Raw genomic sequence first — 11685 nt, forward strand, 5'->3', positions numbered from 1 at the left:
CGTTCGCGCCGGTTGTTCCAATCGCCGCTGATAACACTTTCATTGGACCACAGCCAGATCGTTACGCCATTCGCGCCAGCCTTGTACGGCTATCAGCATAAACAACGCATACAGTGTCGCCGTGAGGTACAGCTCTTTGTAGACGAAAAGGCTGACGAAAATCACATCCAGCACAATCCATAGCGGCCAGCACTGCACGCGTTTTTGCGCCATCCACACTTGGGCCACCAGGCTGAACCCCGTCAGCGCCGCATCCAGCCAGGGTTGCGCGGCATCAGTAAAGTGAGCCATCGCGGCGCCGAGGGTCACGCTGACCATCGCACCCAGTGCCAGACTCAGCAACAGCGGGCCTGTGGCCAGATACGTGACCACGCGGCCCTGCTGCACTTGGCTGTGTCGTGTCCATTGCCGCCAGCCATACAGTTGCAGCACGGCATATACCACTTGCAAAAGCATGTCCGAGTACAGCTTTACGTCGAAGAAGACCCAGGTATAAAGCAGCACCATCACCAAGCCGATTGGCCAACACCAGGGGTTCTGTTTCACCGTCAGCCAGACGGCGATCACGCCCATCGCGGCAGCGAACAGTTCAAGCCCGGACATGGCAACTCCTTGGGGTATGACGGGGAAAATCGGGGAGTGATTGTAAGTGGATAAGCGGGTAGTGGGGGAGCGGATGTGGGCCGAGACGGATCGTTGCCCACGCAGAATATGGGAAACGATCGGTGTTTTTTACGCGTGCTTGACGGGCTTGATCAGGCTTTCTGCAGGGATGCCGAACATAGCGTGAAGCTTCCAGATCATCGGAAGCGTGAGCGTGCGTTTCCCGCTTAAAATTTCATAAACACGGTTCAGTTGGCCGATTGCCGGCACCAGATCACTGACCGATAAACCAGATTGTTCCATGCGAAATTTGATGGCATCGACCGGATTGGGTAGATCAACGGGAAAGTGCTTGGCTTCGTAAGCTTCGATCAGTGTGATCATTACTTCAAAACGATCACCTTCCGGAGTGCCAGGCTCGGGTTCACTGTCGAACAAAGCAGACACGTCCTTGAGGGCTTCCCGATAATCCTGGTCAGTACGAATGGGACGAATATTCATAATTACTCCATTTCTACAATGTCAGCGTCGATAGCGTCGTACTGCTTATGGGTGCCGACAAATTTAATGTAGAGAGCACCGAAACGGTAAGCGATAGCGACCACAAGTCGATAGTCATTGCCTTTGATATTGAACACGACTCTTCGACTTTTAAGAATGCTCGCATTGCGAAACTGGTTTTTGATGTCAGCAGGATTTGTCCAGACGGCCTTCTTGGCTTCATCGATCCAGGCGAGGAACGATTGTTCGGAGTCCGGATATTTCTCCCAAAAAGCTTTCAGTTGGCTGATGGCGATTATTCTCATGCGCAGAATGCTAGTCCCAAAACGGGACTAGCGCAAGAGTATCGAAAGCTTACACCCGAAACTGCGTCAATAACCCATTCAACCGGTCGCTGAGTTCCCGCAGATGCACACTCGCGGCGCTGGAGCGTTCTGCGGCATAGGCGGTGTTTTGCGACAGGCCGGCGGCCTGGGTGACGTTCTGGTTGATATCTTCGACCACATGGGCCTGTTGCAGGGTGGCGCTGGCAATCGAGGCGTTCAGGCCATTGAGATTGCGCAAGACCTGGGCGATGGAGTTCAGGCTTTCACCGGCCTGGCTGGCCTGATCAATGGTCAATTGCGAGGCGTGACTGCTGTCGCCAATCACTTTGACCGCTGCATCGGAATGGCCTTGCAGGCGCTCGATCATCGACTGGATTTCAGCCGTCGATTTTTGCGTACGTTGGGCCAATAGACGCACCTCATCCGCCACCACGGCAAAGCCACGACCTTGTTCACCGGCGCGGGCTGCTTCGATCGCCGCGTTCAACGCCAGTAAGTTGGTCTGGTCGGCGATGGAGCGAATCACCTCCAGCACACTGCCGATTTGCGTACTTTCAGCTGCCAGGGTCTGGATAACGGTCACCGCTTGAGTGATGGTGTTGGACAGTTGATCGATCTGGCGCAGGCTGCTGTCGATATTGATCTGACCTTGCTTGGCCTGGGCTTCAGCGTCGCGCATTTCACTGGCCGCTTGTTCGGCGTTCTTCGCCACGTCCTGAACGCCGTAGGTCACTTCATTGATTGCGGTGGCCACCAACTCCATTTGTTGTGACTGCTGCTGGCTGTGGGCCTGAGCCTGGCTGGCGTTGTTGCCCAGCTCGGTGGACGCCTGGCCCAGCGCTGCTGCGGCTTCGAGTAGTTGGCGCACGACCCGCTGCATTTTCGTGGTGAAGGCATTGAAGTGGGTGGCCAGCTGCGTGACTTCGTCCTGACCATGGGTATCCAGGCTGCGTGTCAGGTCGCTTTCACCGCTGGCGATGTTGGCCATGGCATCGACTGCATTCTGCAACGGACGGACAATGCTTTTGGAAATCATCACCACCAGCAGCGCCATGATCAGCGCAATGCTCAGGCCCGCGATTGAAGCCTTCCACACCTGTGCGTAGAACTCTGCCTGCACATCATCGATGTACACGCCTGAACCCAGGATCCAGCCCCAAGGCTCGAACAATTGCACATAAGAGGTTTTTTCCACGGGTTCGCTGGAGCCCGCCTTGGGCCAGCGGTAGTTCAGAGGGCCTGCGCCTTTGCTTTTGGCGATGGCGACCATCTCGTTGAACAAGGCAACGCCGTCCGGGTCTTTGATGGCGGACAGGTCCTGGCCTTCGAGCTTCTGATTGACCGGGTGCATGATCATCACCGGCCGCAGGTCGTTGATCCAGAAGTACTCGTTGCGGGCATAGCGCAACCCGCGCACCGCGGTCAGTGCTTGCTGTTGGGCCTGCTCGCGACTGAGTTTGCCGGCGATTTCCTGATCGTGGAAGTGCGTGAGGAAACCGCTGGCGGTCTCTACAAGCTGGTGGGTTTTTTCGGCCTTGGCAGCATACAGGTCGGTGTGAATCTGCTTGAGCATCAACATCCCAAGCGTCAACAGCATCAGCACAGATACCACCAGGATCAGCCACAAACGACGGCTGATCGACACACTGCGCAAGCTATTCATGACATTCCGCTCCTTTATGCATGTTTTTGTTATTTTCTGTCATGCAACCGCATCAAAGCATGCGTCACACTGTTCACGCTAGAGCGTTAACTCGTCATGTTTGACAGGTTTTCGGCGCTGTTTGAGTAAACATGAGGGAGGCGCGGCTTTTTCAGGTGTTCGCACTCATCAAGTCGGCGTGACGCCCGTTGAGTATCTCGTACGCAATCGATTAAAAAATTCTAAAGGGGCATGCCAAGAGCATCGCTTCATGGAGGAATGATGGATCTTTGGACCGCCGCACAGGCAACGATACTTGGCGTCGTGGAAGGGCTGACGGAGTTCTTGCCGATTTCCAGCACAGGGCATCAGATCATTGTCGCGGACTTGATCGGCTTTGGTGGTGAAAGGGCAATGGCGTTCAACATCATCATCCAGCTCGGGGCGATTCTGGCCGTGGTCTGGGAGTTTCGACGCAAGATTCTCGAGGTGGTCATCGGGCTGCCTAAACAGCGCGAAGCGCAACGTTTCACCGCTAATCTGATCATTGCTGTCCTCCCGGCCGTAGTGCTCGGGATCATGTTCGCTGACCTGATCCATGAGTACCTGTTCAACCCGATCACGGTGGCGACTGCACTGGTCATCGGCGGGGTGATCATGCTCTGGGCCGAACGCCGTGAGCATGTGGTGCATGCCGAAACCGTCGATGAAATGACCTGGGTCGATGCCCTGAAAATCGGTTGCGCTCAATGTCTGGCGATGATCCCCGGTACCTCGCGTTCCGGCGCGACGATCATTAGTGGGCTGCTGTTCGGCCTGTCGCGCAAGGCCGCTACCGAGTTTTCGTTCTTCCTGGCCATGCCGACCATGGTCGGGGCAGCACTCTACTCCGGCTATAAATACCGTCATCTGTTCCAGCCTGATGACTTTCCGGTGATCGCCATCGGCTTCATCGCCTCGTTCATTTTCGCGATGATCGCGGTGCGTGGCCTGCTCAAGTTCATCGCCAGCCACAGCTACGCGGCGTTCGCTTGGTACAGGATCGGGTTCGGTCTGCTGATTCTGGCGAGCTGGAAGTTCGGCTGGATCGACTGGGCCTCTGTAGCCGCTTAAGGATAAGACCGATGGACCAACGCGTTCGCTCTCGAGGCAAGCCTCGTGAAGCTACACTGGGTGGAGTCAGGCCCCGTGCCGATTCCCGTCGGGTAAAACAGCCGATGCAGCATCCATGGCTCAAGCTCTTGAGCTTTTTTGCACTGTGCGCGTTGCCGGGGTTTGGCGCGTTGTCGATGTTGGCCAGGGGCGTCTCGGCGATCCCGGCCGGTGTTTATGTATTGATGAGCCTGCTGACCTTCCTCCTTTATTGGCGTGATAAAAGCCAGGCACGCAATGACACCTGGCGCACCCCGGAAAAATTCTTGCACGGTGCCGAGTTGCTGGGCGGCTGGCCGGGTGCGTTGCTCGCCCAGCAACGCTTTCGGCACAAAACCCGCAAACTCTCTTATCAGGCGGTGTTCTGGCTGATCGTCTTGTTGCATCAGGTGTTCTGGATTGACCGATTGTTCCTGGGCAGCCATTACCTGGCTCGGCACCTCTACTGATTCGGGCTTCACGTCACACCTTCAAACCGACTTGTCGAATCTTGGACAGCTTGCTCACTACCAACTGGTGCGAGCGTGTCAGCAAGTCTTGCAGTTCATCGTCGCTCAGGGGGTAGGGCGGGGCGATGCTGATCCAGTACGCACGGGCGAGATACGGTGCGGGTCGAATGCCTGGCCGGTCGACATAGCCCAAGAACAACTCGGCCCCGACCTTGAACGACAACCCGGCACCCGCCAGATCAAGCACCGCGAACATTTTGTTTTGCACCACTGAAAACACCCGGGTGCCGCCCCATTTGTAATCCTCACGGGCACCCGGCAGCTGCAGGCAAAAGTGTGCGACTTGTTCTGGGCTCATCCTTGTCTCCTTATCGATCGATGGCCATCAGTCATGACAGCGCAGGTCAGCGGTGAATGCCGCAGAGATGTGATCAATCCATGCCCGTACCGCTGGAAGCATACCTCGACGCTGGGTATAAGCCGCTTGCAGGTTGCCGCCAGGCAGTGACCATTCGGGCAGCAACTGAATCAGGCGACCGTCAGCCAACTCCTCCTGGCAATTCATCATCGGCAACATGGTCAGGCCCAGACCGCTCAAGGCTGCTGCTTTACGAATCGGAAAATCGTCGATGGCCAGACGCGCCTCCATTGCCACTTCGCAACGCTCCCCGCTGTTGTGGACTAATTGAAAGTGGACCTTGCGATCAGCCTCGATGGCACCTAATACCGGCAGGTTCGCCAAATCCTGGGGGTGACTGATGACCCGGCCGGCCAGCAGTGCCGGCGACGCCACCAGCGCGGCGAGGGCCGGTGCCAGCTGGCGAACGATCAGGTTCGGATCCTCATCGCCGATGTCGCGTACTCGCAACGCTACATCGATACCCTCGTTGACCAGGTCGACACGTCGATTCACCAACAGCATTTCCAGCTGGACTTGTGGGTAGTTTCCGAGAAAGTCGCTGATCACGTTGGTCAGGTTCCAATGGATCAGACCGACGGGGCAAGACACCCGCAGCCGACCACGGGGTTCAGCCGACAGTGAAGCGACCGCTTCATCGGCCATTTCCGCTTCCAGCAACATGGCTTGGCAGTGTTGCAGATAACGCTCACCCACCGCCGTCAACGCCAGTTTGCGCGTGGTGCGCTGTAGCAGGCTGGCGTTGAGGCGGGTTTCCAGCTCGGCGATGCGTCGAGACAGGCGGGACTTGGGAATGCCCAGCAAGCGCCCGGCGGCCGCGAAGCCGCCTGCCTCGACGACTTTGGCAAAGTAATAGAGATCGTTGAGATCTTGCATGCAGATGACCCGACTGTTCTATACATGGGACGAACTATCGCATTTTCGCTGACTAATCAGCTATTGGTTTGCACTGTAGGATTATCCGCACTTGGTCGCCTGGTGGCGATCCCTACTTGGAGAGCCCTATGAAACTTCTGCATCTCGATTCCAGCATCCTTGGCGACCACTCTGCTTCCCGTCAACTCAGCCGTAGCGTCGTTCAGGCCTGGCAAGCGGTCGAGACTGACAGCCAAGTGACCTACCGAGACCTGGCCAGCGATGCATTGGGCCACTTTTCTGCTGCCAGCCTTGCTGCTGCCGGCACGCCAAGCGAAGCTCGCGACGCTGCACAACAGGCCGAAGTAGACTTGAACGAAGCCACCCTGCAAGAGTTCCTGGCAGCCGACGTGGTTGTGATCGGCGCACCGATGTACAACTTCACCATTCCAAGCCAACTCAAAGCCTGGATCGACCGTGTCACGGTTGCCGGTCGTACCTTCCGCTACAGCGAAACCGGTCCTGAAGGCCTGTGTGGCGGCAAAAAAGTCATCATCGTCTCCACTGCCGGTGGTCTGCACGTTGGCCAACCGACCAGCGTCGGTCACGAAGACCTGCTCAAGGTGCTGTTTGGTTTCATCGGCGTGACTGACCTGCAATTCATCTTTGCCCACGGCCTGGCCTACGGTGACGAGCCGCGCGCCAATGCCATGACCGCTGCTCAGAAGCAGATCAGCGAGGAACTGTTCGCCACGGCGTAATCGGCTCTGCCTCACAGGGCAACACCGCCCCACTGAAACTCCGTAGCCCCTGCGTCGTGACGCAAAGGGCTACGGAGTTTTTTCGTTTGGCGTCCTTTCTCACTCTATTTGCGACAGCCCATCATTATTGACGACTTCCTTACGGGCAACTTGACTGTAATCGCAGTAAGCTTGCCCTAATTCGGTGCGCTACCGGCGGTTTGGCGATTAAAAGCGTGTCCTCAGGTTTTTTTCAGCCTTTGGCCCGGCTTATGCACTACTCGTCGGGCAGCTACTCTTATATTTATAAGCGCCGAATGCGCGGAGCGGTGAAGAGCGCGGAAACTCGCAGCAGACTGCATACGTGACTTAATCTGGATCTACAAAGGTTGGGCCTAATGATGGTGCGTCTTTGTGCAGTGATATTGATATGCCTGCTTGGAAGCCTGATTTCAGTGCAAGTCGAAGCAGGCACCCATTGGAGCGCAGGGTTTCATCGCCTGACGTTCCTCGATCCGCTGGATTTACAGCCGATGAGCGCGATTGCTTTCTATCCTTCGACCGACTCGAAAAAAGTCAGCAAGATCGATGGCTACCAGATTGACGCCAGTGAGGACGCAGCCATTGCCATGGGCCGTTTCCCGCTCCTGATGCTGTCCCATGGCAACACCGGGACACCGCTGGCCCTGCATGACCTGGCAACCTCCCTGGCGCGCAAAGGTTTTGTCGTGGTCGCGGTGATCCATCCGGGTGATAACTATCTCGATCACAGCCGTTTGGGCAGTTTGAGCAATCTATATGGGCGGCCATTGCAGATTTCTGAAGCTATCAGTGCTGCACTGATCGACCCGCTGCTGTCGCCCTATGTCGATGCGAAGCAAGTCGGCGTCATCGGCTATTCAGCCGGTGGCGAAACCGCGCTGATCCTGGCCGGTGCTCAACCCGATCTGAAACGCTTGCGTAAATATTGCACGGAGCGTCCGCTGGATCGTGACGCCTGCAAGACTCAGGGTGAGTTGATTGCCGATCGGGATGATCTGCGCGCTGAAGCGGATCCGCGCGTCGGGGCGTTGATGTTGATGGCGCCGCTGAGCCTGATGTTCGGCCGCCATAGCCTGGCCGACGTGCATGTGCCGGTACTGCTGTACAGCGGCGACGGCGATCAATTGTTGGCCCTGGACAAAAATGCCGAAGCGCTGGCGCGCAAACTGCCTCAGGCACCGAATTTCAAACTGTTGGCCGGAGCCGGGCATTTCGTATTTCTGGCGCCCTGCACCGAAGAGCAGAAAGTGACCACGCCGGGTCTGTGTACGGATGCAGAGGGTGTCGACCGAGTGGATATTCACCGCAACCTGAGCGTCGACGCCATACGTTTTTTCGGTGATGCGTTGAGTCAGCCGAGCCGCGCGGGTATGCAGACGGCGCATCAAGAATAGGTTGGATGATCGTTTCCACGCGGGAGCGCGGGAACGATCATCAGGCAACACTCATAGAAACAGCACTTCGAACGGCAACAACAGACGCTCCAGCACGTCAGCCGTCAGCACCGCTGGCAGGCCAATCTCGGGATCGCTATGCAACTGGCTGGCAAATGCATGGACCGCATGCCGTTTGCGCGCCACCGTCACCGGGTCCAGCAAAATCTTGTGGGCACGTTGCCAGGGGATCAGCTCATCCTCCGGCTGCGCCCAGTGCCAGGCCCAGATCGGCACTTCATGGCACTGCGCGCCAACGGCTGCAACCGCTCTGGCGGTCGCGCGACCGACCGCGTCGTGGTCGCAATGGCCGTCGTGATCCCAGGGGGCGAATACCACGTCGGTAGGGCGCAGGTAACGCTCGATGAAATTGGCGAGCGCTAGCTCTTGTCTGGCGACGGCACTGTCGGTAAAACCGCCACGAATCCATTTCAAACTGTGCAGCGGCAGGTCCAGACGACGCAGGGCTTCAGCACTTTCCTGCGGGCGGATCACGCTCAGACGCTCCATCGGCCAGCTCGTCGAGCCTGGGTGACTGGCGCTGCCGTCGGTCACCGAAATCAGCTGCATGGATCGCCCCAACTGCGCCAGTTGTCGCATCAGACCGCCGCAGCCCAACACTTCGTCATCGGGGTGAGGGGCAATGATCACTGCGCGGGAGCCGGCCGGCACCAGCATCTCGGCGGTGATAACCGGCAGTTGAGCCAGGCTTTTCGAATGGTGCCAGGCGTGAAGAGATGTACCTTTGCTCAAGATCAGATTTACGTTCACAGTGCCTACATCCTTGTCGGTAGAGGGTCAATACCTGACCCACCTGCTAGTGAGTTTTTTGTTTCTGACTCATGCCTGCTCTTCTCGATGCAATTCGAACAGCAACAAGGAACGAGCCGTCACGGCGTACTCCGTATCAAATTGCAGCTGCTCCCTGCCATGACTGTCTGGCTGATTGGTGTCCACAAGGCAGGTCCAGTAAATGCCCTCGGGTACTTCGGGCAGCTTGAAATTGACTACTTCGTGATGCGCGTTGACCACCAACAGCAGCGTGGCATCGGCACCGGGGCGGCGGATGCCGGAGACCTGTGCGCGGCCATCCATCAACATGCCCAGGCAGCGGCCATTGCCGTCTTCCCACTGTTCGATGCCCATCTCATTGCCGTCGGGCGAGAGCCAGGTCACGTCCTTGACGCCGATTTCCTCGTTGTAATTGCCGACCAGGAAGCGCCCACGCCGCAGGATCGGATACGACAGACGCAGCTTGATCAAGCGTCGGACGAACCTGAGCAGCGACTTGCCGTCCTCATCCAGGTCCCAGTCGACCCAGCCGATTTCGCTGTCCTGGCAATAGGCGTTGTTGTTGCCATGCTGGGTGCGGGCAAATTCATCCCCTGCCACCACCATGGGCGTGCCTTGGGCGAATAACAGGGTGGAGAAGAAATTGCGCATCTGACGCAAACGCAGGGCGTTGATTTCCTCGTCATCCGTCGGCCCTTCGACGCCATGGTTCCAGGACAGGTTGTTGTCGCTGCCGTCCTGATTGTCTTCGTCGTTGTCTTCATTGTGCTTGTCGTTGTACGACACCAGATCGTGCAGAGTGAAACCGTCATGGGCAGTGATGAAGTTGACTGACACATAAGGTCGGCGCCCGCGCTGGTTGAACATCTCGCCTGAGGCGGTCATGCGTGCGGCAATGTCGGCCAGTTTGCCGTCGTCGCCTTTCCAGAACGCCCGCACGGTGTCGCGGAATTTGTCGTTCCATTCCACCCAGCCGGGCGGAAAACCACCGACCTGATAGCCGCCAGGCCCAATGTCCCATGGCTCGGCAATCATCTTCACCTGACGCAGCACGGGGTCCTGACGGCAGGCCACCAAGAAGCTGTGGCGCTCATCGAAACCCTCGTGATAACGGCCAAGAATGGTCGCCAGGTCAAAGCGGAAGCCGTCGACGTGCATTTCCGTCGCCCAGTAACGCAGCGAGTCAGTCACCATCTGTAGCACGCAGGGGTGGCTCAAATCCAGGGTGTTACCGGTGCCGGAATCATTGATGTAGAAGCGTTTGTCGTCAGGCATCAGGCGGTAGTAGGAGACGTTGTCGATGCCGCGCATCGACAGGGTCGGGCCCAACTCGTTGCCTTCGGCGGTGTGGTTGTAGACCACGTCGAGAATCACTTCCAGGCCGGCATGGTGCAGGTGTGCGACCATCTCCTTGAACTCGGCGATCTTGCCGTATGCCAGGTAACGCGGGTCCGGGGCAAAGAAGGCAATGCTGTTATAGCCCCAGTAGTTGGTCATGCCTTTTTGCAGCAAGTGCTGGTCATTGACGAACGCGTGGATCGGCAGCAATTCCACTGAGGAGACGCCGAGCTTGCGAATGTGCTCGATCACGTCATCGACCATCAGCCCTGAGACGGTGCCTCGCAGCTCTTCAGGTACGGATGGATGGCGCATGGTGAAGCCGCGCACATGCGTTTCGTAGAGGATAGTCCGGTCCCAGGGCACGTTGACCCGCTGATCGCGGCCCCAGGTGTAAGCGGGGTCTATCACCTTGCTTTTGGGCACGAAGGGCGCGCTGTCACGCTCATCAAAACTCAGGTCGCCATCGGGGTGGCCGATGGTGTAGCCGAACAGCGATTCAGACCATTTCAGTTTTCCGACCAGTTGTTTGGCGTAGGGGTCGATCAGCAGTTTGTTGTGATTGAAGCGGTGCCCGTTCTGCGGGTCGTAGGGGCCGTATACACGGTAGCCGTAGATCAACCCGGGATGGGCGTCGGGCAGATAACCGTGGAAAATTTCATCGGTGTATTCGGGAAGCTCGATGCGTTCGAGTTCGACTTCGCCGGCGGCGTCGAACAGGCACAACTCGACCTTGGTGGCATTGGCCGAGAACAATGCAAAGTTGACGCCCAAGCCATCCCAGTTAGCACCCAGAGGGAAGGGCAGGCCTTCACGGATTCGCGAGACAACGGGTTGCGGCTGCTCGGTTTTGGGCGCGTCAGCCTTAGGGGGTTCTTTACCCTTATCTTTCGAGGTGTTGGGGTGCTGCGTGCTCATATACATACCCGGCGTCGGATGATTTCTGGAAAGCGGCCGAAACCGCCATCGCAGCCTTGGTAGCTCCGATGTTGGTTATTCTGTTAGAACGACCGCAGGGACGATCGGGTTTAATGCGATCCCTGCGGTAATACACTTCGCCGTACTTAAAGGTCAGGTCGCAGACGACTTGCCCGGTGCGCGGGGCTTTTTGCCGGGCGCGGGAACAGCCTCTGGTTTGGAGGCCGACTTGGAAGCCGGTTTTGCGGCTGGTTTGGCAACAACAGGCGTCGCATCGCCAGCGCCGTCGACCTTTGGCATCTTGGGTTTGGCCGCCTTGCGCGCAGAGGCTTTATCCGGCGCCAATGCTTCGGCTTCAGCCAGCTTGCGGGCCATCTCCCAATGGCGTTCTTCCTGGCCATCAGGTTGACCCTCTGACACCCAGATCTGATACGCAAATTCTCGGATACGTTTTTCGTCTGCACTCATCTCGGCAC

General features: G+C 57.6%; 13 protein-coding genes and 1 pseudogene. 4 read left to right on the forward strand and 10 right to left on the reverse strand.

Going from position 1 to position 11685, the window contains the following annotated elements:
- Positions 1 to 39: 39 nt before the first annotated feature.
- The 5 genes and pseudogenes from pnuC to AC1MEE_RS08170 form a co-directional block, all read right to left on the reverse strand.
- Positions 40 to 603 (reverse strand): nicotinamide riboside transporter PnuC, encoded by a 564-nt coding sequence (gene pnuC, locus AC1MEE_RS08150; RefSeq protein WP_480414832.1) that lies wholly within the window; start codon positions 601 to 603, stop codon positions 40 to 42.
- Positions 604 to 732: 129 nt separating this feature from the next.
- On the reverse strand, positions 733 to 1104 hold the full coding sequence (locus AC1MEE_RS08155; RefSeq protein ID WP_480414833.1) for a helix-turn-helix domain-containing protein: 372 nt from the start codon (positions 1102 to 1104) through the stop codon (positions 733 to 735).
- A gap of 2 nt (positions 1105 to 1106) precedes the next feature.
- On the reverse strand, positions 1107 to 1409 hold the full coding sequence (locus AC1MEE_RS08160; protein ID WP_480414834.1) for a type II toxin-antitoxin system HigB family toxin: 303 nt from the start codon (positions 1407 to 1409) through the stop codon (positions 1107 to 1109).
- Between the two features lie 49 nt (positions 1410 to 1458).
- The gene (locus tag AC1MEE_RS08165) at positions 1459 to 2310 is read right to left on the reverse strand and encodes a methyl-accepting chemotaxis protein (protein WP_480416180.1); all 852 of its coding nucleotides are present in this window, start codon (positions 2308 to 2310) and stop codon (positions 1459 to 1461) included.
- Between the two features lie 6 nt (positions 2311 to 2316).
- Positions 2317 to 3093: pseudogene (locus AC1MEE_RS08170) on the reverse strand (cache domain-containing protein); the annotation flags it as partial.
- 261 nt (positions 3094 to 3354) lie between these two features.
- Between AC1MEE_RS08170 and AC1MEE_RS08175 the strand changes: the two are divergent.
- Both AC1MEE_RS08175 and AC1MEE_RS08180 read left to right on the forward strand, forming a co-directional pair.
- The gene (locus AC1MEE_RS08175; RefSeq protein ID WP_480414835.1) at positions 3355 to 4185 is read left to right on the forward strand and encodes an undecaprenyl-diphosphate phosphatase; all 831 of its coding nucleotides are present in this window, start codon (positions 3355 to 3357) and stop codon (positions 4183 to 4185) included.
- A gap of 104 nt (positions 4186 to 4289) precedes the next feature.
- Entirely contained in the window at positions 4290 to 4673 is a 384-nt protein-coding gene (locus AC1MEE_RS08180; RefSeq protein WP_480416181.1) for a DUF1294 domain-containing protein, read from the forward strand.
- Between the two features lie 13 nt (positions 4674 to 4686).
- Here AC1MEE_RS08180 and AC1MEE_RS08185 read toward each other — a convergent pair whose 3' ends face one another.
- Together AC1MEE_RS08185 and AC1MEE_RS08190 are read right to left on the reverse strand one after the other, a co-directional pair.
- Complete coding sequence (locus AC1MEE_RS08185; protein WP_480414836.1) at positions 4687 to 5031, reverse strand: MmcQ/YjbR family DNA-binding protein; 345 nt, start codon at positions 5029 to 5031, stop codon at positions 4687 to 4689.
- Positions 5032 to 5058: 27 nt separating this feature from the next.
- Positions 5059 to 5967 (reverse strand): LysR substrate-binding domain-containing protein, encoded by a 909-nt coding sequence (locus AC1MEE_RS08190; protein ID WP_480414837.1) that lies wholly within the window; start codon positions 5965 to 5967, stop codon positions 5059 to 5061.
- A gap of 128 nt (positions 5968 to 6095) precedes the next feature.
- On the opposite strand from AC1MEE_RS08190, the gene AC1MEE_RS08195 reads away from it, so the two are divergent.
- Both AC1MEE_RS08195 and AC1MEE_RS08200 read left to right on the forward strand, forming a co-directional pair.
- Positions 6096 to 6707, forward strand: coding sequence for an FMN-dependent NADH-azoreductase (locus AC1MEE_RS08195; RefSeq protein WP_480414838.1), 612 nt, complete (start codon positions 6096 to 6098; stop codon positions 6705 to 6707).
- A 380-nt stretch (positions 6708 to 7087) separates the two neighbouring features.
- Positions 7088 to 8122: an alpha/beta hydrolase family protein gene (locus AC1MEE_RS08200; RefSeq protein WP_480416182.1), complete on the forward strand. Its 1035-nt coding sequence runs from the start codon at positions 7088 to 7090 to the stop codon at positions 8120 to 8122.
- 51 nt (positions 8123 to 8173) lie between these two features.
- Here AC1MEE_RS08200 and AC1MEE_RS08205 read toward each other — a convergent pair whose 3' ends face one another.
- The 3 genes from AC1MEE_RS08205 to AC1MEE_RS08215 form a co-directional block, all read right to left on the reverse strand.
- Positions 8174 to 8932: a PIG-L deacetylase family protein gene (locus tag AC1MEE_RS08205; RefSeq protein ID WP_480414839.1), complete on the reverse strand. Its 759-nt coding sequence runs from the start codon at positions 8930 to 8932 to the stop codon at positions 8174 to 8176.
- Between the two features lie 69 nt (positions 8933 to 9001).
- On the reverse strand, positions 9002 to 11209 hold the full coding sequence (gene glgX, locus AC1MEE_RS08210) for a glycogen debranching protein GlgX (RefSeq protein ID WP_480414840.1): 2208 nt from the start codon (positions 11207 to 11209) through the stop codon (positions 9002 to 9004).
- Between the two features lie 153 nt (positions 11210 to 11362).
- Positions 11363 to 11677, reverse strand: coding sequence for a DUF2934 domain-containing protein (locus AC1MEE_RS08215; RefSeq protein ID WP_480414841.1), 315 nt, complete (start codon positions 11675 to 11677; stop codon positions 11363 to 11365).
- Positions 11678 to 11685: the final 8 nt, after the last annotated feature.

It is taken from the genome of Pseudomonas sp. ASL3 (assembly GCF_056680425.1).